The sequence below is a fragment of the Marinobacter sp. EN3 genome, from assembly GCF_000475315.1.
Lineage (GTDB): Bacteria > Pseudomonadota > Gammaproteobacteria > Pseudomonadales > Oleiphilaceae > Marinobacter > Marinobacter nauticus.
Genome location: NZ_AXCC01000021.1, coordinates 1 through 20,314 on the forward strand (window position 1 = coordinate 1; position 20,314 = coordinate 20,314).

Sequence of the window (20,314 nt, forward strand, 5' to 3'; positions counted from 1 at the left end):
ACCTTGGTCTGGAATACGCAGACTGTGCGGATTACCGCCATTACGGCGCATTTGCGGCCGTAGTTGCTTAATAAACGATCAACCGCTGTCGTCCGGACACACGTCCCTTTCCCCATTGAGTCGGGCCGGGGAGCCCTGGCATTTATCGGCTTCAATTTGACGACCAGAGAGTGGCGAGAAGTTCAGTTTTTCAGGTAGCATTTTAAAAGCGGCTGTTGGTGCTTGGTGAACGATGTAAGATCCTGAAACTATAGCACTTTCAGCCTCTTTCTTTTATCCCCTCGTTAGAAATACCGGTTAGCAACCTCCGCAAGAAAGGCCTTACCGATGAGTTCGTCAGCCAGGGCGAGAACGACAAGGGCGGCCATGAAACCGAGGCCATGCGCAAACATTACCGACTGGTGGTGCCACCGAAGCGCGCACGCTCGACGCTCACCTACATTGGTAAGGCTGCCAGCAAGTAACGCAGTTCGTCAGGAAGTTGAGTATCTGGAGGGATGAAATCGAGGTTTTGGCGCCCAGGATGGGCCGGATTCAGGCCTCGAAAATTTTTCTCGGAATTTTCTCGGTGCAGAATGCAACTATTTCTTATCGCTGCAAACCGTTGGAAACATTGGAGAAAAATGGAGGCGCGGGTCGGAATCGAACCGGCGTACACGGAGTTGCAGTCCGCTGCATAACCACTCTGCCACCGCGCCGGGGAAGCCTGGATTCTGGCTTTTGCTCTCAGGAGGCATTGAGAGACTTGGAGAAATTGGAGCGGGAAACGAGATTCGAACTCGCGACCCCAACCTTGGCAAGGTTGTGCTCTACCAACTGAGCTATTCCCGCTCTAATGTTTCAGAGGCATTGCCTCGTCAACGGCTGCGTATTCTACGGATTCCGCCTTCGCCGTCAACACCTTTTTTTCAACTTTCTGTTTTTACTGAAAATCTGCACAAAGTTTAGCCAGCAACGATTCAGGATCGATCCCCAGCCACCGCTGTGGTACTTCGCGCACCAGCCAGCTGCCCGGCGGAATCGCAGTTCAGGTAACTGGAGGACTGGAGCCATTCCTGATCGGGATAGTATTTAAACACCAGCTGTCCGCCCTTGAGCTCGTCTACCACGGTTTTGATGATTTGATTGTCTACCGCCGGGCAGCCATGACTACGGCCGATTCTGCCGTACTTTGTTACCCAGCTGTCCTGAACGTAGTCTGCACCATGGATAACAATCGCCCGCTGACGAGCAAGATCATTGAACCCTGGTTCCAGTCCGTCAAGGCGTAACGAATAGCCATGGGACCCCCGATAGGATTCGGCGGCTTTGAACAGGCCGATACTGGACTGGTGACTGCCCTCGATATTGGAAAATGCGGTTGCCTCAGCATTACCGGAGTTTTTACCGTGAGCCACGAGGTCACGAAGGATTAATTCTCCTTCGTTCAGATCAAACAGCCACAGCCTTTCTTTCGAGGACGGCAAAGAGAAGTCGATCACAGCCAGCCGCTCCGGCATGGCTGTGCCATTGCTGATGGCGCAACGGGTTGCCTTGAGTGCGGCTTCGAGAACCTGCGGGCTGAGCTTGGGAGCCGCGGAAGCCAAACGTCCAAACATATCATCGTTCGCGGTTTGGGCGTGGCCTGCGGCCGACAACCCGAGGGTAAAAAGCGCGCCTGCAACCAGAGCAGAAATTCCTCGTCGTTTGTGATGCTTGGGCATCAAACTTACCTCTCAACCAGATAGAAGCTGCATAAATCCGCAGATCAAAAAATGCCCTATTCTACCAATAAAAAATGAGACACCCGTCATCGCCGTACAAAAATTAAACAAGCAGTAATCAAACATACGAATTCCGGGGTGTGGCTCCGGCGTGATAGCATTGGCTCAACTCAACGGGGTGCCTGGAGGGCTGAGACCATACCCGCGGAACCTGACCCGGTTAATACCGGCGTAGGGATTGAGTCACCACCTTTCGTGGTGTTCGCGGCATGGCACCCCCGCTACTGAACAAGGTGCCAATGTATGATTTCACGCTTGATTCCCGCGTTGTTCGCCGTGTCGCTGCCGCTGATGGTTGCCGCCGATGAACCGACCGTCCTGAATGTGTATACCCATCCCTCCTTTGCCGCCGAATGGGGCCCGGGGCCCGCGGTTAAAGAGGCGTTTGAAGCCCAATGCGGGTGCTCCCTGAACTACACCGTATTGGACAGCGGCGGAGACATTCTGCAAAGGCTCCGGCTGGAAGGAAGCTCCACTCCGGCAGATGTGGTTCTGGGGCTGGATACCGGCACCATGGAGACCGCTCGGCAAACCGGCCTTCTGGGCCGCCACGGCCAATCACTGGAACGCCTGGCATTGCCTGTTAACTGGGACGACGACACTTTCGTGCCCTACGACTGGGGCTATTTTGCCTTTGTCTACGATACCGAGCAGTTGTCGGAGCCGCCCTCAAGCCTTGAAGAACTGGTCAACGCGCCAGACGATCTCAAGATCATTATTCAGGATCCGCGCACCAGCACACCGGGACTCGGCCTGTTGCTCTGGATGCATGCCGTCTATGGTGATGAAGCGCCAGCAAAGTGGCAGCAGCTCAGCGACAAGATTCTCGCAACCACCCAAAGCTGGAGTGACGGTTATTTCTCGCTATTCATGAATGGCGAAGCGCCTATGATCCTCTCTTACAGCACCTCTCCTGCGTATCACATGGCTATCGACAAAACTGCCCGTTATCAGGCGGCCCGTTTCAATGAAGGACATTACCTGCAGGTGGAAGTCGCCGCCCAGGTGGAAAGCTCCGATAACAAGACACTTGCCAGAGAGTTTCTGGACTTCATGCTGACTGCGGACTTCCAGCGTCATATTCCACTGAAGAATGTGATGTATCCGGCGGTCGATCTTGGCGATGAATTGCCAGACGTTTTCGACAAGCTGATTACACCACCCGAAGCCCTGTATATAGACCCCGCGACAGTTGCCACCATTCGCCGACAGTTGGTGAACGACTGGCTTGATGCACTGACCGACTAATGTGATGCCAACACACGCGAGAGCCGCCCCCTTCAGCCATCCTGGCTGGCAAATCTGGCCTGGCCTGTTACTCGGCACCGGGCTATTGCTGCTCGTGGCACTTGGCTTGGGGAGCATACTACAGGAGGCCGGTGAGCTGGATCTGGGGCGCACGCTAGCAAGCGCCTATTTCCAGAGCGTGGTCCGATTTACCCTTTGGCAGGCCTTTTTATCTGTCCTGTTAAGCCTGGCGCTGGCGCTCCCGGTAGCGACCGCCCTCGCCCGCTACAAAGGCTTCCCTGGTCGCACATTGATTCTGCGGCTGATGGAGTTGAGTCTGGTTTTACCCACTATCGTGGCAGTCTCAGGCATCATAGCGGTGTTTGGTCGGCAGGGCTGGTTAACCGGTCTGCTCAATACTTGGCTTCCTGGAAATGGTTGGAATCTTTATGGGCTGAACGGCATTCTGCTCGCCCACGTGTTCTTCAATGCGCCACTGGCGGCCCGAATCCTGTTGCAGGCTCTGGATTCCATACCCGCGCCACGAATGAGAACCGCCTCTCAGCTTGGGCTCGGCGGCTGGTGGCTGTGGCGTGCGGTACACTGGCCCGCCATCAAACCGGTACTGCCCGGCGTGGCGGCACTGGTGTTCACGCTGTGCTTCACCAGTTTTGCCATCATCATGACTCTGGGCGGAGGGCCAGGAACAACCACCCTGGAAGTCGCCATCTACCAGGCTCTTCGCTTCGAGTTTGATTTCGCCCGTGCCGCACTGTTCGCTATTCTTCAATTAGTTATTTGTGGCAGCCTATGGTGGCTGGTTTTCCGGAAACGGTTAGATACCGCGGTACTGCCAAACCGTCGGTTATCACGCCCCGTCCCTCTGTTTGCACGGCCTTGGCAAGGGTTTTCAGCGGGTCTGCTCCTGGCGATTTTCACGGCCTTTCTGGTCGCGCCACTACTGGCCATTATCCTGCGCGGTTTACCGGCGTTATGGCCAACGGCGGATGCTTCTTCTATTTACCGGCAGCTCTTGCCGGCCACCGCCCGCAGCCTGTTCATCGCCCTTCCAGCCGGGCTGGGCTCGGTGCTCGTTGCCTTGCTAACTCTGGCAGCCGCCAACCGGGCTGGTCGGCGCTGGCTGGCCATAGTGCCAGCCGTCACCGGCTATCTCCCCTTAATCGTTCCGCCTCTGGTACTGGGGACCGGACTTTTTATTCTGTTAAGGCCGCAATTGGGGAATACCATGCAGGGCTGGTTCCTGGTGGCACTGATCAACGGGCTGATGGCCGTGCCGTTTGTGCTACAGATACTGCGCGGACCTCTCGCAAGCCTGGACTCCGGATCACTCAAACAGGCAGACCAACTGGGCATCCTGGGCTGGTATCGATGGCGATGGCTGTATTGGCCGTATCTGCGCCGTCCAGTTGCTCTGGCCCTGGCGTATGGTGTGGCATTATCTCTGGGTGACTTCGGTGTTATCGCCCTGTTCGGCAGTCCCGGCAAACCCACTCTCCCCGTTTTGCTATATCAGCAACTGGGTAGTTACCGCTTAGGGGAGGCCGCAGGTACCGGACTCTGGCTGTTGGGGCTACTGATACTGATTTTTGTATCGCTCTCCGGTGTTCCCGGCATTAAGTCCAGAACAACTTCCGCTGCGAGCCAACCACTGCCGGAGCCTGAACATGCTTGAGATCAAAGATCTGGCCTTCGAGTATGGCCCTGACGGCCATCTCTGGCGATTCGATTTTTCCGTGCCTGCTGGTGAATGTCTGGCCATCCAGGGCCCGAGCGGTTCCGGCAAATCAACCCTGCTCAGTCTGGTTGCAGGTTTTCTCCCGCCAGCCAGCGGCCGGATTCTCTGGCAGGACAAGCCGATCCACTTGCTAAAACCCTGGCAGCGCCCGGTAACGAGCGTGTTCCAGGAACACAACCTGTTCGAGCACCTGGATGTCTTTACCAATATTGGCCTTGGCATTCACCCCGGTCTCAAGCTGGATGAATCTCAACGCCACGCCATTGAAGCCGGACTGGAACGCACCGGGTTAGCAGGTTTCGGTCCCAGAATGCCTGGCGAGCTTTCCGGTGGCCAACGCCAGCGCGTTGCCTTGCTGCGAGCCATCCTGCGGCGCCAACCATTGCTGTTGCTGGATGAGCCGATGACTGGCCTGGACACCGAGACCCGGAAGATTCTGTACGCCATGCTGCTGGAAGAGAAAGCCCGGGGCATCACCATGCTACTGGCCAGTCACGATGAAGAAGAACGCAGAATACTGGCAGACAGCCACTGGAATCTTTAAGCTTTCAGAGAACTCAAACAGGGACTCCGTGACTCCGTGGCAAATGAACCAGGCCTATCTCAGCCACTTGGCGCCCACACTCCCGGTAACGCCGAATTCGGTGGCCATACGCTGAAGTTTTCCGGCGACTGGACTCTGTCCCACTATTCCGCCCTGAATCGGCAAACAACTGCCCTGAAACCTCGCGCAGCCGCCTGCAACCCGGATTTTTCCGGCCTGGGCCGCCTGGACACCGCCGGCGCTTCGTTGATGGTGAAACTGCTCGGCAGCGAGGCTCTGATCAGCGCTCTGGGCCAGGCCGATTTACCGGATGAACAGCGTGCCCTGATCCACGCCGTCGCAGAAGCCATGAATCAGCCATCGGCGGATGTCGCAACCGTTAACCCTGCCGTGGCGTTCCTGGCGGAGATCGGAAAGAAGGTGACCACGCTGTGGCAACTTGTCTGGTTGCTGGCGGGGTTTATTGGCCAGACGCTGGGCACCCTGTTCTACATCCTGCCCCGGCCTACTCGCTGGCGTATAACACCCTTTGTGGCGGCACTACACGACACCGGTCTGAATGCCCTGCCCATTGTTGCCCTGCTTACCTTTCTGGTTGGCGCCGTGGTTGCGTTTCTTGGCGCGACAGTTCTTGAGGACTTTGGCGCAACCATTTACACCGTGGATCTGGTGGCGTTCTCGTTCCTGCGGGAGTTCGGCGTACTTCTGGCAGCCATCCTGCTGGCCGGCCGAACCGCCAGTGCATTCACCGCACAGATTGGCGCCATGAAAGTCAATGAAGAACTCGACGCTATTCGCACCCTGGGTCTCAATCCGGTGGAACTGCTGGTCGTTCCCCGGGTATTGGCAATGATGTTCAGCCTCCCCATTCTCACGTTTATCGGCATGATCTCGGGCATGGTCGGTGGGGCTGTGGTCTGCGCAGTGGCTCTGGACATTCCACCCAGCCAGTTCATTGCCATTGTCGAACGGGATATCGCCCTGAAGCACTTCCTGGTCGGCCTTGGCAAGGCGCCGGTGTTCGCATTTCTGATCGCCGTCATTGGTTGCCTGGAAGGCTTCAAAGTGGCCGGCAGTGCTCAGTCTGTCGGGGAACACACCACCTCCAGCGTGGTGCAGTCTATCTTTATGGTGATACTGCTGGATTCCGTGGCAGCGCTGTTTTTCATGGAAATGGGTTGGTAAGGCATGGCGGATCATCCGGTCATACAGGTACGCGCACTCGACAACCGGTTCGGCAGCCACATCGTTCATGAGAAACTCGATCTGGATCTGTATCCCCGGGAGATTCTTGGTGTGGTCGGCGGCTCCGGCACCGGCAAGTCCGTTCTACTGCGCAGTATTGTTGGCCTGAATCCACCATCCGGCGGGCACATCACCGTTTTTGGTGAAGATTTGACGGAATTATCCGCCACCGAACGTTCTCGCTATGAGCAACGTTTCGGGGTTCTGTTTCAGGGCGGTGCCTTGTTCACCTCACTGAACCTTGAGCAGAACATCGCGCTGCCGCTGATTGAACACGCCCGGCTGTCGCGGGCCGAAGCGGAGGAACTGGCCCGAATGAAACTGGCCTTGACCGGCCTGCCACCAGAAGCCGCCACGAAATACCCGGCCGAACTCTCCGGCGGTATGGTCAAGCGGGCGGCCCTGGCCCGGGCGCTGGCGCTGGACCCGGAAATCCTGTTTCTGGATGAACCAACCGCCGGTCTGGACCCGATCGGCGCTGCCGCCTTTGATGAGCTGATTGTCACCCTTCGCAACGCACTGGGCCTTACGGTGTTTCTTGTTACCCACGATCTGGATACCCTGTACACCACCTGTGACCGTGTTGCGGTTCTGTCTCAACGCAGGGTGCTGGTTGCCGATACTCTGGAAAAGGTGGCACAAACCGACGATCGCTGGATTCAGGACTACTTCCATGGTCCCCGTGGCCGCGCGGCGATTACAGCCCACAACAGGCTAACCAAACAGGAGCCCGGTTAATGGAGCCCAAGGCCCATCACGTTATCATCGGATTCTTCACGCTTGCGGCAGTCAGCGCTGCCTTGCTGTTTGCTCTGTGGCTGGGCAAATCATCTACCGACACTAACTGGGCCTATTACCGGATCGGGTTTGATCACCCGGTTGGCGGGCTGGCCAAGGGTAACCCGGTCCTCTATACCGGCGTCCCGGTGGGCGACGTGCTGGATCTTACCCTGGCGCCGGACAACCCCGCCCATGTGCGGGTACTGGTGAGGGTGAATCAGGATATTCCGGTACGGGAGAATACCCGCGCGGGCCTGGTACTGGCCAACATAACCGGCAGCATGAGCATACAGTTTACCGGAGGCACACCAGACAGCCCCATTCTTGAAGGCCACAAAGACAATCCACCGCTGATAACCGCCGAGCCTTCGGCCTTCAGTAACCTGCTGACCAACGGCGAGGCCATGCTCGGCAAAGCAGAGCAGTTGCTGGAGAATGCCAACCGGCTGATGTCCGAAGACAACCTGAGCAACATTGCCGAAATTCTTGAGAACACCCGCCAGGCCAGTGAATCGCTGCTGGCCAGCCGCGGCGAGCTTGAGGCGCTGATGACCCGGTTCGATGAAGCCGGCATCCGTGCCGAAGAAGCTGCCATCAAGGTGTCTGCCGCGGCAGACAGGTCCCGAGAGGTACTGGATGAGCGGGTGGAACCGGTTCTCCTGGCCATGTCCAGGGCGCTGACCACCCTTCAACCTACCCTGGATCGACTGGACACCCTCACCGGCGACAATGAACTGGCGCTGGACGCTGGGCTTCAGGGTCTGGGAGAAATAACCCCTGCATTGCGGGAGCTGCGTAGCACCTTGCGCAACCTGAACTCGTTTACCCGCAGGCTGGAGCAGGACCCCACCGGAACCTTGTGGGGCGGCACCGGCATCAAGGAGTACGAACAATGAAAGTGCTATCCGCTCTCGCCTTGGGCCTGGTTCTGGCTGGCTGCACGGTCTTCCCGGTGCCCGAATCCCCTCGCCTGATGGAGCTGGCACCAGCGAGCGACTTGCCAGCATTTGACCAGGCGCTGTCGGTCAGCCTTCGGGTAGATACGCCACTGGCTTCTGACCCGCTGGACAGCGCTCGTATTCTGATTAAACCGTCGGCTTACGAATACCGGGCCCTGGCAGGCGCCCGATGGCGAGAGAGTATTCCCGTGGTCGTTCGCGATCACCTGCTGGAAACCTTCCGGGCAAGCGGCGCGTTCGCGAATGTGATGACCGACACCAGCCCGGCAACGTCGCAGTTAACCCTGGTCTCCGAGCTGACCGGATTTCATGCTGAGAATAGTGAAACTGGCACACGGGTGGTGATCAGGCAGCATCAGCAACTCATGGATAATCGCACCAGACGGAGCTTGTGTGTGAGGAGTTATGAAGCCAGGGCGAACGCACAAAGCACCGCGCTGGGGGAGTTGATGGAGGCCTTCAGTAATGCCAGTGCACATTCATCCGTGACCACAGTCACCTGGGCACACCAGTGTATGGCCCAGGAACCTCCGGCCAATTAACCTGCCTCTTTCGGAAACAAGTCAGCCCAGGCGGCACGAAGGTAAAGAATCATGGACCACAGGGTCAGCACTGCTGCGATGTATAGCAGACCGATGGCCACATAAGCCCAGAAATTACCCGGCGGAAACGCCAGCAATCCGACAATGGCCGCCATCTGAGCGGTGGTCTTGATCTTACCGATATAGGACACGGCAACACTGGCGCGGCTGCCCATTTCGGCCATCCATTCACGCAACGCCGAGATCACAATCTCGCGACCGATAATCACGGTGGCGGGAATAGTCAGTAGTACCGCCGAATACTCTTCAATCAAGACAGCCAGCGCCACTGCCACCATGAGTTTGTCAGCCACCGGATCCAGGAAAGCGCCGAACGGCGTGCTCTGGTTCAATTTGCGGGCCAGGTACCCGTCCAGCCAGTCCGTCAGACCTGCCAGAGCAAATATGATGGCGCTAACCAGGTAACTCCATTGCATGGGCAGGTAAAAGATCACAACGAATACCGGAATCATCACGATACGGGACATGGTCAGTATGTTCGGTAAATTCATGGTGTTCCTATTGGTCATGCAATGCTGCGTAAATGGTCTCTGCCAATGATTTGCTGATGCCCTGCACTTTCGCCATTTCATCAACACTGGCTTTTCTGAGTTCCTGGATGCCACCAAAATAGCGAATCAGTTCGCGCCGGCGCTTTGGCCCAACCCCTTCGATACCTTCCAGGGTCGACTGGCGCCGCTTTTTATCTCGCCCGGCCCGATGTCCGGATATGGCAAAGCGATGGGATTCATCCCGAATATGCTGTATCAGGTGCAGCGCCGGAGAATCCGCCGGTACTCGGAATACGGCCCCAGTTAAGGCGTCAATCAGCTGCTCCATCCCTGCGCGCCGGGTCACACCCTTGGCGACACCAATCAGAGGGATATCGGAAATTCCTAGCTCTTCAAACACTTCACGAGCAATATTCAACTGGCCCTTACCACCGTCGATAAACACCAGATCTGGCCGCTTGCCCTCGCCGTTCACCATCCGCCGATAACGCCGGGTGAGCACCTGTCGCATGGCGGCATAGTCATCGCCGGCGGTTATGTCCTGGATGTTATACAACCGGTAATCGCTTTTCAGTGGCCCATTCTCGTCGAAAACCACACAGGATGCGACGGTATTTTCCCCATGATTGTGGCTGATATCGAAGCATTCCATACGGGAAGGCGTTTCCGTCAGCTCCAGCAGGTCCCGCAGGGCCAGCAATCGGCGATACACGGTTTCTTTACTGGCGAGATGTGTCAGCAGGGTTTGCCGGGCGTTGGTCATCGCCAGCTCCAGCCAGCGCCGACGCTCGCCCCGCACATTGCCGCGGATGCGGGTTTCCCTGCGCGCCGCTTCCGACAGGGCCTGCGACAATAATTCCTGCCCGTCTACCGCCACCGGCACCAGGATGTCGCGCGGAATCTCCCGCCGGGTGTCGCCACCGAAATAGTACTGGCCCAGAAACGAGGCCAGCAATTCGCCTTCGGTCTGTTCCAGGGAATAGCGAGGAAAATAATCCTTGGTGCCCAGAACCCGCCCGCCACGAACGATGATCACAACGATGCAGACCACACCGGCATCCTGAGCAATGGCGATGACATCTGCATCCCCTCCCTCACCGTCTACGGATTGCTGCTCCTGAACATGGCGAAGGTTGTTGATCTGATCTCTGTACGCCGCGGCTTTCTCAAACTCCAGCGCCCGTGATGCATCCTCCATGGACTGCATCAGGTCCTGAATAATCGCCGGGTTCTTGCCCTCCAGAAACATGCTGGCGTGCCGGATATCCTCCTGGTATTCCTCAGGGCTGATATAGCCGACGCACGGCGCCGTGCAGCGGTTGATCTGGTACTGCAGGCATGGCCGGGTTCTGTTTCTAAAATAACTTTCACTACAAGATCTTATGCGGAAAACCTTTTGTAGAATATTAAGACTTTCCTTGACCGCTCCCGAGCTTGGAAAGGGCCCGAACCAGGTGCCACCACCATTTTTGGTGCGGCCCCGCCGAAAGGTCAGCGAGGGATAATCCGAATGCGAGGAGAGATAGATATAGGGATAGGACTTATCGTCCCTCAACAGAATATTGTAGGGCGGCCGCAGCGATTTGATCAGATTCTGTTCCAGCAGCAACGCTTCTGTTTCACTGCCGGTAATAGTGACTTCAATGGCCGCAATCTTGCCCGCCAGGGCTTCGGTTTTAGGGGCCAGGCCTGATTTACGGAAATAACTGCTGACGCGCTTGCGAAGGTTGCGGGCTTTACCCACGTAGAGGATGCCACCGGTATCGTCATACATGCGATAGACACCGGGGCGTTCTGTCAGTTGTTTCAGGAAATTCTGGCTGTCGAACTTCCCGGGAGATTGCTCGGGGTCAGACCTTGTCGGCATCCAGCAATCCAAGCCTTACTGCCATCAGCGCCAGTTCCACATCACTGGAAATCTCCAGCTTTTCGAAAATCCGGTAACGGTAACTGTTTACGGTTTTCGGGCTCAGGCACAGCTTGTCGGAGATATCCTGAACCTTCTGGCAATCCACCACCATCATGGCAATCTGCATTTCGCGCTCAGACAGGCGCTCGAACAACGACAGCTCGCCGTCTTCATCCCGCTCACCCCCGAGCTGTTTCAGTGCCATTTTCTGGGCAATTTCGGGGCTGATGTAGCGCTGGCCGGAATGGGCTTTACGAATGGCCCGCACCATTTCCTGAATGTCAGCGCCTTTGGTGACATACGCGGTGGCGCCGCTCTGCATCACACGGGCCGGATAGGGGTCGTCAGCACAGGCGGTAACCACGATAACGCGAATGGAATCATCAATACGAAGAATGCGCCGGGTCGCCTCCAGGCCGCCAATACCGGGCATGCGAATATCCATCAGGACAATATCCGGACGGTTTTCACGCACACAGTCAATCGCCTCTTCGCCAGACGAAGCCTGGCCAATGACGTCTATATCGGGATTGTCAGCCAGCATGCGAGTGATACCCGAGCGTACGAGCTCGTGGTCATCAACAACCAATACCCTGATCAAAACTCACCTCGCCGTCAGGTATGAGGAAACAGGCCGATTGTAACGGTTAGCAGCGTCAGCCGGTAGGCGGCATGAAAAAAAGCTGCCAAAATGGGCACCTTGATCACAGACTATTGCCGGAAGGGGAGCCCAGGCCGGCGGTGTTCTCAACCGGATCGAACCAGACCACCAGTTCTCCCCTACGCACAGCTTCAAGTACGCGCTCCCGCTCTGCCAGAGGACTTTCGGTGTCATTCAACCCGTGATAACGGGTGCAGTATTCCTCGGCCAGGCCCTCGAGCTGATCAGCCGTAAGCAAACCCGTGTCTACTACAAATTTTTCTTCTCGCGGGTCCGGATCGGAAGGCTGCACTGCATCGTTACTCATAGAACCTCCAGTCAGTCGCTGTATGTTACGGTTTTATGAGCCAGACAAGAACCCCCGCAGATGAAGACACATCATCACGTTTCTGGAGAGCGGGTGCGGAAACGGGCAATGAGCTGCTTCATGCCCACCGATTCCTGCCTAAGCGCTTCACTGACAAGGCGGGTATCCTCCACATTCAGAGTCAGGGTCTCAGCACTCTCACCGAGAGCCTCCGCACGACGCCCCACTCTCGCGATTTCACCCCGCTGCAAGGCAACCGCACCCTGCACACTCTCACTCTGACGCTGCAGCTCATGAAACTGAGCCGCCAGACCTTCCAGGTGCGCTCTCAGGGCATGCAGATTAGCGCGATTCATTTCGCCAGCGCCCGCCATATCTTCCAACAGTGAGTCTGCGTTGTTTGCACCCACGACAAGGTCCTGCACCCACTGGCGAATATTGGCGGTGGATTCCGAGGTCCGACGCGAAAGCGTGCGTACCTCGTCTGCCACCACGGCAAATCCCCGGCCGTGTTCGCCCGCCCTGGCTGCTTCAATCGCCGCATTCAGGGCCAGAAGGTTGGTCTGCTCGGCAATATCGGCGATCACGCCGGTGACTTGCTCGATTTTTCCGGTTGCGTCTATCAACGCGGTGATCGACTCAGAAACCCGTCCAATCACCTCAACCGTGTGGTCAGCGCCTTTCTCACTGTTAGCCAGCCCCTCACGGACTTCGCTGTTGGCATTGACTGCATGCATCACCGTTGCTGCAGAGTGCTCGGTGGCCTGTTCGATCTGTGACGCCTGATCCGCGATGGAAGCCATAGACTGAGCCACATCGGAAATCTGGCGACGAGTGCTTTCGGAGGTTTGCTGCAGTGCTTCCGCTCCGCTATCCAGGCTGGCAGAGCGTGCATCAAGGCCTGAAGCCGCTGACCGAACATCCTCAACAAACACCTCAAAGCGCCGGACCAGTTGTTCAATAGCTCCGGCCACGCCGGCAACCTCGTCACGACCTTTTACCGCGAGGATCTTGGTTAGATCAGCGTTCTGCTCCATGGCCGACACATCCCGGGCCATGGCCTGCAAGCGAAGGATCACCGAAGTCCGTAGCCAGAGCGTCATCGCCGCGACCAACGCAAGAAAGACCAGGGCGCCACCAAGCAGGAACCTCTGCTGGTCTGCCAGATAATGCAACAGTTCCGATGCGCTCGCAGTAACGCCATCGCGACTGGCTCTCTGGCGCTCAGTTATCGCCGTCAGCATGGGCTCCAACGCTTGGAACAGTTGAAAATCGACGATTTTTCCCACTTCATAGTAGCTGCGCTGGCCTATTCCCTGTTTCATGTCCGCCATCAGCGCCACGACCCGGTCATATTGCTCGCGATTGTCCCGTGACCAGGTGCCTAACCCGGGATTCTCCTGAATCCTCTGCCAGTGCCGGGGAATTGAGCGCTCCAACTCGGTGAACAAAGGATCGATTTCGTCCCACAGTAAAAGCTGTGCCTTGATCTTGTAAGCCAGATCCTGCAGCAGTCGATGGTCCTGCTCCAGATCAACCAGCATCCAGGATTGCTCGAGACTCTCTCCAACCAGTGCCTGCGAGGTATGCTCGGCTTTCGCTATGATCATCCAGGCAATGAACGTGAGGCCGGCAACAGCAGCCACCGACAGCAACGCAAACGCCAGGATTCTGGCGCGAACAGTGGTCAGCATAAAAACTCCGATCAGGTGTACCCGGTCGGAGGGTATGCCCGTTTTATGACACTTTTATGTATTTGCTTGCGTCATTTTTTCGATACTACGTTTGGCGATCTTCAAAAATAACTGCTAAATCACTATCATCGCTCTTTTATTTCCGTTCGGATGCTAATGAATCACCACGCTTTCAAACTCACTCTGCCGATTTTATTTGGCTACATCCCCCTTGGTATGGCCTTCGGTGTGCTGTTTACCACGCAACTGGATTATCCCTGGTGGATTGCCCCCCTGATGGGCCTGGTTATCTACGCCGGTGCCGGCCAGATTCTGGCGGTCAGCCTGCTGGCTGCCAACGCCGGACTGGTTGAGGTGGCCGTTGCCATGTTCGTACTGAACGCTCGACATCTCTTCTATGGGTTGTCGCTGCTGGGACAATTCCGTGGCGCCGGCTGGCGTAAGGCGTATCTGATTTTCGGTTTGACCGATGAAACCTATTCCCTGCTCACCAGCCGCCCCCGTTCGGCCAATCGCGAACAGGAACAGCATGTGGACTTCCGGATCACGGCCATGAACCAGGGCTACTGGATTGTCGGATGCACCTTGGGTGCGGTACTCGGCAAGACTGTCGCCTTCAACAGTACCGGCATTGAGTTTGCACTCGTGGCGCTGTTTATTGTGCTCACCATCGAACAATTGAAAGCATTGGGGGATTCGTTTCCGGTGTGGGCGGGGGCGGCGGCAGCTGCGTTTGCCATGATGCTGGTGCCGGCAACCCATCAACTGATAGCAGGCATTGTACTGGTTACTGCAGTGCTTCTTCTGCACTACCGGAAATACCGCACCGACACTATGGCAGGAGAAGCAGATCGTGGGTGAAAGCAGCTACCTGGCGGCGTTTATTGCCATCTCCGCACTGGCCACGTTTGCGACCCGGGTGGTGCCGTTCCTGTTCTTTGAAAAACACACGGACCATCCTCTGGTGAAACACATCGGGCGCTTCCTGCCCGCAGCCGTGATGGCATTACTGGCCACAGTATTTTTGCAGAGGTCTGCGGACTGGCAGGCACAGGCACCTGGCGCAGATGCGCTGATACCCGGATTACTGGTGGTTGCCGTTCACCTGTGGCGCAGAAACGCGCTGCTTTCTATCGCGGCCGGCACTGCAGCCTACATGGCCATTCAGCAATCAGGCATTCTGTAAGGCACCCGAAAATCAGGGGGTGCCCTCAACATTGGCCACCAGCCGGGAATCTTCCAGCGCGGCCGTGCGGTGCTTCACCACGCCCTTGTATTCCGGGCTTTCAATCATCGCCAGAAACGCGTTAATGGAGGGGTAGCGGACCAGCAGCACCTGATCCCAGGATTCATCCGGCGGCGCAATCAGCGAACCGACGGAACGGCCAGACCAGATCACCTCGGCACCAACTTCCGAGACACTGCGGGCAGCCTCTGTCATATAACGCTTGTAAGCATCCCTTCCGGAACAGTCTTCGCTGTCATCCTTGTATGCAGCCTTGTCCCTGAACCGAAGCAGATTCAGCATCACAACAGGCTGATCTTTGGGGATTTCATCAAGAATCTTCTGTAACTCTTCCTGAGATGGATTGACGGTCGCCATAGTTGTCCCTGTTCATTCGTTTGCAGGATGGCTCTTTGATGCCATTCTTTGAATAGGACAGTAAACGAAAATCCCGAAATGTGCATCTCCATCTTCGCCTTTCGGAGGGGTTCCCTTGCATTATTGACCTTCGTCAAGCAAGAATTGAGGCCACACTACGGCTATAAGCACATAACCATCAGTGCTAAAGCGTACTTATTCAGAACAAGAGAGAGACAATCGACCGTGAGCAAACTCCCAGTGATACTGGCCGCAATCGGGCTGGCCACCACGGCAGGTAGTGCATCTGCTGCGGTATCTGGCGACCCACAAAACGGCAAGGAGGTCGCCAACCTCTGCGTAGCGTGCCACCAGGCCGATGGCAGCGGCAAACACATCGAAGGTGGAGAATCCTGGCCCAGGCTGGCCGGGCTGAATGCCACCTATTTGGCCAAACAGTTGCATGACATCAAAGATGGCTCCCGGACCAGCCCCACCATGATGCCTTTCGTCAACATGCTGGACGATCAAAAGATTGCCGACGTTGCGGCCTACTACAGCCAGCTTGAACCCACCGCTGGTGAAGGCGGCCAAAAAGCCGATGAAGCACTTCTGACCAGGGGCGAACAATTGGCTCAGCGTGGCGACTGGTCCCAATACGTTGTTTCCTGCAAAAGCTGCCACGGCCCCGGGAACCAGGGTGCTGGCGACGTATTTCCCGGCATTGCAGGCCAGCACGCGGGTTACATCGAGGCACAACTGAAAGCCTGGAAGGAAGGTACCCGCAAGAACGATCCCCAGGATCTTATGGGCTCCATTGCACGCCGTATGAGCGATACCGACATTCACGCGGTCGCCGTCTGGCTTGCCAACCAGAACACCCCCAACAACTGAGGGACAAAGATCATGATGCGCACACTGCTAACCATCGCCCTCTCCGGCTGCGTAATACTTCCGATAACCGCTGCGGCCAATGACGACAGAACCCAGGCCTACATCGATCAGCTCACCGCCATGGGCTTTCCTGCCCCGAACGAAAACCAACTGGTACACATTCCGCCGTCCATGGCAGACCTGGAAGAAGCCGACATCCATCCGGAACTGAAAAAGGTTATCCGCAGGGGCTATGACCTGTTCACCAACACCCAGCAACTGCGTGGCAAGAACGTGTTCAACAATATGAACTGTTCCAGCTGCCATCTGGGCGAAGGCCGGACGCCTTTCAGCGCGCCTATCTGGCCGGCTGCCGTCACCCTGCCCGGCTATCGCGGCAAGAACGGCCATGTAAACAACCTGGAGGAACGGATTGCAGGCTGCTTCACCTATTCCATGAACGGCAAGCCGCTGGAGTACGGCAGTGACGATATGCTGGCACTGTCTGCCTACCATCAGTGGTTGGCGACAGGTGTGGAGATGTACCCCAAACAGCCCATCTATGGCCGGGGTTTCCCGGCGCCCGAGCGGCCGGCTGAACTGAGCTACACCAACGGTGAAAAGCTATATCAGGAAAACTGCGCGGTGTGCCACGCTGAAGATGGGACAGGCCTGCGTATCGACGGCCACACAGTATTCCCGGCCCCCTGGGGAGATATGTCCAACAACTGGGGGGCTGGTATTGTGCGCCTGCATACCGCAGCTGGCTTTATCAAGAACAACATGCCATTGGGGCAGCCCAACTCCCTGACCGATCAGGAGGCCTGGGATATCGCCTTCTACATGGACAGCCAGGAGCGGCCACAAGATCCGCGCTACACGGGCGATGTGAAGGAAACCGCTGAAAAATTCGGCCCCACCTTCCACAAACATTCCATGTATGGTCAGGTTCGGGAATCCGATGGCAAGTTACTGGGTGACCACGACAACACCGGAGACAAGCCTTTCCTGAAGCCAGACTCAGTGCGGTCGAGAACATTCGACTGACAGGCGTTATAATGCGGTATCACAGGCCTCCCTTGCGGAGGCCTTTTTGCTTGCAATCAACGCAAGGAGGAACACGATGACCATCAATCGCTGGCACTTGCTGGTAAGCGGCAAAGTCCAAGGCGTTTACTACCGGGCATCCACCGAACAGAAAGCCCGGGAACTGGGCGTGAAAGGCTGGGTACGAAATTTACCCGACGGCCGGGTCGAAATTATGGCAGAGGGCGAGCCACTCCAGCTCAAGGCACTGCATGAATGGTGTCACGAAGGCCCGGAACGTGCTGTGGTCGATGAGGTGTCAGCCCAGGAACTGCCGGCCACTCAGGAATTCTCTGACTTCAGGACCACACATTGAGCAGTCTTCTTGATACCTTTCTGTATACGCTGGAGACCACGCTGCCGGTATTCGCCATGGTCTTTATCGGCATCGGCCTTCGGCGCATTGGCTGGATTGATCAGGGCTTCATCGCCACCGCCTCTGCCCTGGTTTTCAAGGCCACACTCCCCACCCTGGTATTCCTGAGCATCATCAGAGCCGATCTGGATACCACCCTCAGCATCAGCATGCTGGCGTTCTACTTCCTGGCGACCCTGGCCAGTTTTGCCCTGGTCTGGTTCTGGGCAATAAAACGGGTTCGGCAAGAGGATCGCGGCGTTTATGTCCAGGGGGCGTTTCGAGGCAACTGTGGTATCGTTGGTCTGGCGTTGGCCGCCAACCTCTATGGCGACTATGGGCTCTCGGCCGGGGGGCTGCTGCTGGGTCTGGTGATTGTGGTCTACAACTCGTTGTCGGTGATCGTGTTGCTGGCTTATCAGCCGGGAAAAACCATGAGCCTGAGCAACACCCTTCGAGACATTACCCGCAACCCCCTGATTATCGCGGTGGTACTGGCCATCCCGTTCGCAGCCTTTGAAATCAAGCTTCCAGGCTGGGTAATGACGAGCGGCGACTACTTTGCCTCTCTCACTCTTCCGCTCGCCCTGCTCTGTATCGGCGCAACAGTCTCGCTGAAAGCCATCCGCAGTGACAGTGGCCCGGCCATGGGTTCATCCATCTGGAAGATGGTGTCTTTGCCGGCCCTGTGCACATTTGTAGCCTGGCTGGCCGGCTTTGAAGGGCGCGAACTCGGGCTCATGTTCCTGTTCTTCGCCAGCCCAACGGCAGCAGCCAGTTTCGTGATGGTGAAGGCTTTGGGCGGCAACGATCGCATGGCAGCGAACATTATCGCGCTGACGACATTGCTGGCGAGTGTGACGGTAACTACCGGGGTGTTTGTTCTGCAGTCGATAGGAGTTGCGTAAGAGAGAACCAACAAAAAACCCCAGCATTTCTGCTGGGGTTTTGTATTGGCGGAGAGGGAGGGATTCGAACCCTCGATACGCTATTAACGTATACACACTTTCCAGGCGTGCGCCTTCAGCCACTCGGCCACCTCTCCAATAAACTGTTTCAAATCAGCGATGTCGTCGCTCATTTGAGGGCGCAAACTTTAATGGTTTTGACGGCGTTTGGCAACTCCATGTTTTGAATTCATCGAAAAAATTTTCCTAAGGGCCTTACGATGGCCTCGGACATAACAAACCTCTCAGCCATGGCGTATCCTTTCAGGAAACCCGCTCAACACGTTCAGGAGAATGACCATGCTGATGAAAGCCGACCAATCCACCCTGTTGCTCATCGATGTTCAGGTACGGCTAATGCCTGCCATTAGCGAAGGCGATGCGGTTGCTGAGCGTTGCATTACGCTGGCAACCATCGCCGGACTGCTTGGCGTACCCGTGATTGCAACCGAGCAGATACCTGAAAAACTTGGGCCGAATCTGGAAGGCGTTAAGGAGCTGTGCAACAAAACCCTGGCGAAAACCCATTTCGACGCCTGCCCGGACGGACTCATCGACGAATTGCCAGAAGGCCGGCAACACATTGTCATCGGAGGCTGCGAAACCCACGTATGTATGCTGCAAACCGCCCTGAGCCTCCTGGATGCCGGCTACAAGGTATGGGTGGTGGCTGACGCCACCGGGTCCCGTAGCGAACTTGATCGGGACGTAGCTCTGGATCGACTGCACCAGAGCGGCGCCCGCATTGTTACCACTGAGATGGTGGCCTTTGAGTGGATGGTTCACTGCAAGCACCCACACTTCCGGGACATTCAGGCCCTGATAAAGTGAATGACAGAAGGTAGACACGTTATGCTCAACATGGATTTTTCCCAGCGCGTTGTTATTCATACCCACGAACAGCACTGGGTCCCCAGCCCCGCCGCAGGCGTTGAGCGCAAGCCACTGGCCCGAGAGGAAGCCGAGCGGGGCCACGCCACCAGCGTTGTACGCTATAAGCCCGGCTCCTCCTTCTCTACCCACGAACACCCTCTGGGTGAAGAGATTCTGGTGCTTGAAGGCGTTTTTTCCGACGAGACCGGCCACTATCCGGCCGGCACCTACATTCGGAATCCTCCGGGCAGCAGTCATGCACCGTTCAGCGAAGAGGGCTGCACCCTGCTGGTCAAACTCCATCAGTTCGACCCGAGAGATACCGCGACGGTCAGAATCGATACCAATGCCGGCCACTGGCTGCCCGGCATTGGCGGTTTACAGGTTATGCCGTTGCACGAATTCGAGCATGAGCACGTTGCCCTGGTGAAGTGGCCGCCAAACGAGACCTTTCAGCCACATCGTCACTTTGGTGGAGAAGAGATTTTTGTGCTGTCCGGCGAATTCTGTGATGAACACGGACGTTATCCCGCCGGGAGCTGGATTCGCAGCCCCCACATGAGCCAACACCATCCGTTCGTAGAGCACGAAACGGTCATCTGGGTAAAAACCGGGCACTTACCGGTCAATCATTCCCCTGAAACATAAAAAGGGCCCCAA

22 protein-coding genes, 3 tRNA genes and 1 riboswitch are annotated in these 20,314 nt (G+C 56.7%); of the genes, 15 read left to right on the forward strand and 10 right to left on the reverse strand.

Features of this window, described 5'->3' with window-relative positions; genetic code table 11:
* Positions 1-624: 624 nt before the first annotated feature.
* From Q675_RS26390 to Q675_RS26400, 3 genes are all read right to left on the reverse strand, one after another.
* Positions 625-698: transfer RNA gene (locus Q675_RS26390), tRNA-Cys, on the reverse strand.
* A gap of 57 nt (positions 699-755) precedes the next feature.
* A tRNA-Gly gene (locus tag Q675_RS26395) sits at positions 756-831 on the reverse strand.
* Between the two features lie 128 nt (positions 832-959).
* Positions 960-1,703 carry a murein L,D-transpeptidase catalytic domain family protein gene (locus tag Q675_RS26400; RefSeq protein WP_022992751.1) on the reverse strand — a complete coding sequence of 248 codons (744 nt, stop codon included), beginning with the start codon at positions 1,701-1,703 and terminating at the stop codon, positions 960-962.
* Positions 1,704-1,867: 164 nt separating this feature from the next.
* A riboswitch (TPP riboswitch) is annotated at positions 1,868-1,958 on the forward strand.
* 48 nt (positions 1,959-2,006) lie between these two features.
* Here Q675_RS26400 and thiB point away from each other — a divergent pair.
* Genes thiB through Q675_RS26435 form a run of 7 tightly spaced genes read left to right on the forward strand, consistent with a single transcriptional unit; the run spans position 2,007 to position 8,816 of the window.
* Complete coding sequence (gene thiB / locus Q675_RS26405) at positions 2,007-3,011, forward strand: thiamine ABC transporter substrate binding subunit (protein WP_023011035.1); 1,005 nt, start codon at positions 2,007-2,009, stop codon at positions 3,009-3,011.
* Positions 3,012-3,015: 4 nt separating this feature from the next.
* Complete coding sequence (gene thiP, locus Q675_RS26410) at positions 3,016-4,683, forward strand: thiamine/thiamine pyrophosphate ABC transporter permease (protein WP_031211267.1); 1,668 nt, start codon at positions 3,016-3,018, stop codon at positions 4,681-4,683.
* Positions 4,676-5,290, forward strand: coding sequence for an ATP-binding cassette domain-containing protein (locus Q675_RS26415; RefSeq protein WP_023011037.1), 615 nt, complete (start codon positions 4,676-4,678; stop codon positions 5,288-5,290). Before thiP ends, Q675_RS26415 begins: the two co-directional genes overlap by 8 nt.
* 36 nt (positions 5,291-5,326) lie before the next feature.
* Positions 5,327-6,475: an ABC transporter permease gene (locus Q675_RS26420; protein WP_023011038.1), complete on the forward strand. Its 1,149-nt coding sequence runs from the start codon at positions 5,327-5,329 to the stop codon at positions 6,473-6,475.
* Positions 6,476-6,478: 3 nt separating this feature from the next.
* Positions 6,479-7,273, forward strand: a complete 795-nt coding sequence (locus Q675_RS26425; protein ID WP_011784704.1) for an ABC transporter ATP-binding protein — start codon at positions 6,479-6,481, stop codon at positions 7,271-7,273.
* Entirely contained in the window at positions 7,273-8,211 is a 939-nt protein-coding gene (locus Q675_RS26430) for an MlaD family protein (protein ID WP_022992757.1), read from the forward strand. The genes Q675_RS26425 and Q675_RS26430 overlap by 1 nt, the downstream gene beginning before the upstream one ends.
* Positions 8,208-8,816, forward strand: a complete 609-nt coding sequence (locus Q675_RS26435; protein ID WP_022992758.1) for an ABC-type transport auxiliary lipoprotein family protein — start codon at positions 8,208-8,210, stop codon at positions 8,814-8,816. Before Q675_RS26430 ends, Q675_RS26435 begins: the two co-directional genes overlap by 4 nt.
* Here the strand turns inward: Q675_RS26435 and pgsA are convergent.
* The 5 genes from pgsA to Q675_RS26460 form a co-directional block, all read right to left on the reverse strand.
* A complete protein-coding gene (pgsA, locus tag Q675_RS26440; protein ID WP_011784701.1) occupies positions 8,813-9,367 on the reverse strand; it encodes a CDP-diacylglycerol--glycerol-3-phosphate 3-phosphatidyltransferase in 555 nt (184 codons plus the stop codon). The genes Q675_RS26435 and pgsA overlap by 4 nt on opposite strands.
* A gap of 7 nt (positions 9,368-9,374) precedes the next feature.
* The gene (gene uvrC, locus Q675_RS26445) at positions 9,375-11,234 is read right to left on the reverse strand and encodes an excinuclease ABC subunit UvrC (RefSeq protein WP_031211268.1); all 1,860 of its coding nucleotides are present in this window, start codon (positions 11,232-11,234) and stop codon (positions 9,375-9,377) included.
* Positions 11,218-11,877: a UvrY/SirA/GacA family response regulator transcription factor gene (gene uvrY, locus Q675_RS26450; RefSeq protein WP_011784699.1), complete on the reverse strand. Its 660-nt coding sequence runs from the start codon at positions 11,875-11,877 to the stop codon at positions 11,218-11,220. The genes uvrC and uvrY overlap by 17 nt, the downstream gene beginning before the upstream one ends.
* A gap of 103 nt (positions 11,878-11,980) precedes the next feature.
* Entirely contained in the window at positions 11,981-12,244 is a 264-nt protein-coding gene (locus Q675_RS26455) for a hypothetical protein (protein ID WP_014421676.1), read from the reverse strand.
* Positions 12,245-12,318: 74 nt separating this feature from the next.
* Complete coding sequence (locus Q675_RS26460; protein ID WP_022992761.1) at positions 12,319-13,938, reverse strand: methyl-accepting chemotaxis protein; 1,620 nt, start codon at positions 13,936-13,938, stop codon at positions 12,319-12,321.
* Positions 13,939-14,094: 156 nt separating this feature from the next.
* Here Q675_RS26460 and Q675_RS26465 point away from each other — a divergent pair, with 156 nt between their 5' ends.
* Both Q675_RS26465 and Q675_RS26470 read left to right on the forward strand, forming a co-directional pair.
* The gene (locus tag Q675_RS26465) at positions 14,095-14,799 is read left to right on the forward strand and encodes an AzlC family ABC transporter permease (RefSeq protein ID WP_022992762.1); all 705 of its coding nucleotides are present in this window, start codon (positions 14,095-14,097) and stop codon (positions 14,797-14,799) included.
* Positions 14,792-15,124, forward strand: a complete 333-nt coding sequence (locus tag Q675_RS26470) for a branched-chain amino acid transporter permease (protein WP_022992763.1) — start codon at positions 14,792-14,794, stop codon at positions 15,122-15,124. Before Q675_RS26465 ends, Q675_RS26470 begins: the two co-directional genes overlap by 8 nt.
* A 12-nt stretch (positions 15,125-15,136) precedes the next feature.
* On the opposite strand, the gene Q675_RS26475 is transcribed toward Q675_RS26470, so the two are convergent.
* Positions 15,137-15,541, reverse strand: coding sequence for a DUF1330 domain-containing protein (locus Q675_RS26475; RefSeq protein WP_011784694.1), 405 nt, complete (start codon positions 15,539-15,541; stop codon positions 15,137-15,139).
* A 225-nt stretch (positions 15,542-15,766) separates the two neighbouring features.
* Here Q675_RS26475 and Q675_RS26480 point away from each other — a divergent pair, with 225 nt between their 5' ends.
* From Q675_RS26480 to Q675_RS26495, 4 genes are all read left to right on the forward strand, one after another.
* Complete coding sequence (locus Q675_RS26480) at positions 15,767-16,414, forward strand: c-type cytochrome (RefSeq protein ID WP_031211269.1); 648 nt, start codon at positions 15,767-15,769, stop codon at positions 16,412-16,414.
* Positions 16,415-16,426: 12 nt separating this feature from the next.
* Positions 16,427-17,440: a c-type cytochrome gene (locus Q675_RS26485; RefSeq protein ID WP_023011040.1), complete on the forward strand. Its 1,014-nt coding sequence runs from the start codon at positions 16,427-16,429 to the stop codon at positions 17,438-17,440.
* Between the two features lie 76 nt (positions 17,441-17,516).
* Positions 17,517-17,795, forward strand: a complete 279-nt coding sequence (locus tag Q675_RS26490) for an acylphosphatase (RefSeq protein WP_022992766.1) — start codon at positions 17,517-17,519, stop codon at positions 17,793-17,795.
* Entirely contained in the window at positions 17,792-18,742 is a 951-nt protein-coding gene (locus Q675_RS26495; protein WP_023011041.1) for an AEC family transporter, read from the forward strand. Before Q675_RS26490 ends, Q675_RS26495 begins: the two co-directional genes overlap by 4 nt.
* Positions 18,743-18,788: 46 nt before the next feature.
* On the opposite strand, the gene Q675_RS26500 is transcribed toward Q675_RS26495, so the two are convergent.
* Positions 18,789-18,879: transfer RNA gene (locus Q675_RS26500), tRNA-Ser, on the reverse strand.
* Between the two features lie 202 nt (positions 18,880-19,081).
* Here Q675_RS26500 and Q675_RS26505 point away from each other — a divergent pair.
* Positions 19,082-19,612 carry an isochorismatase family protein gene (locus Q675_RS26505; RefSeq protein WP_022992447.1) on the forward strand — a complete coding sequence of 177 codons (531 nt, stop codon included), beginning with the start codon at positions 19,082-19,084 and terminating at the stop codon, positions 19,610-19,612.
* A 21-nt stretch (positions 19,613-19,633) separates the two neighbouring features.
* Positions 19,634-20,302, forward strand: a complete 669-nt coding sequence (locus tag Q675_RS26510; RefSeq protein WP_022992448.1) for a cupin domain-containing protein — start codon at positions 19,634-19,636, stop codon at positions 20,300-20,302.
* Positions 20,303-20,314: the final 12 nt, after the last annotated feature.

Excerpts from the sequence above, each read along its gene's own strand:
- Q675_RS26400 (WP_022992751.1), bottom strand. The coding sequence starts at position 1,703 with ATGCCCAAGCATCACAAACGACGAGGAATTTCTGCTCTGGTTGCAGGC.
- thiB (WP_023011035.1), top strand. The coding sequence starts at position 2,007 with ATGATTTCACGCTTGATTCCCGCGTTGTTCGCCGTGTCGCTGCCGCTG.
- thiP (WP_031211267.1), top strand. The coding sequence starts at position 3,016 with ATGCCAACACACGCGAGAGCCGCCCCCTTCAGCCATCCTGGCTGGCAA.
- Q675_RS26415 (WP_023011037.1), top strand. The coding sequence starts at position 4,676 with ATGCTTGAGATCAAAGATCTGGCCTTCGAGTATGGCCCTGACGGCCAT.
- Q675_RS26425 (WP_011784704.1), top strand. The coding sequence starts at position 6,479 with ATGGCGGATCATCCGGTCATACAGGTACGCGCACTCGACAACCGGTTC.
- Q675_RS26430 (WP_022992757.1), top strand. The coding sequence starts at position 7,273 with ATGGAGCCCAAGGCCCATCACGTTATCATCGGATTCTTCACGCTTGCG.
- Q675_RS26435 (WP_022992758.1), top strand. The coding sequence starts at position 8,208 with ATGAAAGTGCTATCCGCTCTCGCCTTGGGCCTGGTTCTGGCTGGCTGC.
- pgsA (WP_011784701.1), bottom strand. The coding sequence starts at position 9,367 with ATGAATTTACCGAACATACTGACCATGTCCCGTATCGTGATGATTCCG.
- uvrC (WP_031211268.1), bottom strand. The coding sequence starts at position 11,234 with ATGCCGACAAGGTCTGACCCCGAGCAATCTCCCGGGAAGTTCGACAGC.
- Q675_RS26455 (WP_014421676.1), bottom strand. The coding sequence starts at position 12,244 with ATGAGTAACGATGCAGTGCAGCCTTCCGATCCGGACCCGCGAGAAGAA.
- Q675_RS26460 (WP_022992761.1), bottom strand. The coding sequence starts at position 13,938 with ATGCTGACCACTGTTCGCGCCAGAATCCTGGCGTTTGCGTTGCTGTCG.
- Q675_RS26465 (WP_022992762.1), top strand. The coding sequence starts at position 14,095 with ATGAATCACCACGCTTTCAAACTCACTCTGCCGATTTTATTTGGCTAC.
- Q675_RS26475 (WP_011784694.1), bottom strand. The coding sequence starts at position 15,541 with ATGGCGACCGTCAATCCATCTCAGGAAGAGTTACAGAAGATTCTTGAT.
- Q675_RS26485 (WP_023011040.1), top strand. The coding sequence starts at position 16,427 with ATGATGCGCACACTGCTAACCATCGCCCTCTCCGGCTGCGTAATACTT.
- Q675_RS26490 (WP_022992766.1), top strand. The coding sequence starts at position 17,517 with ATGACCATCAATCGCTGGCACTTGCTGGTAAGCGGCAAAGTCCAAGGC.
- Q675_RS26505 (WP_022992447.1), top strand. The coding sequence starts at position 19,082 with ATGCTGATGAAAGCCGACCAATCCACCCTGTTGCTCATCGATGTTCAG.
- Q675_RS26510 (WP_022992448.1), top strand. The coding sequence starts at position 19,634 with ATGCTCAACATGGATTTTTCCCAGCGCGTTGTTATTCATACCCACGAA.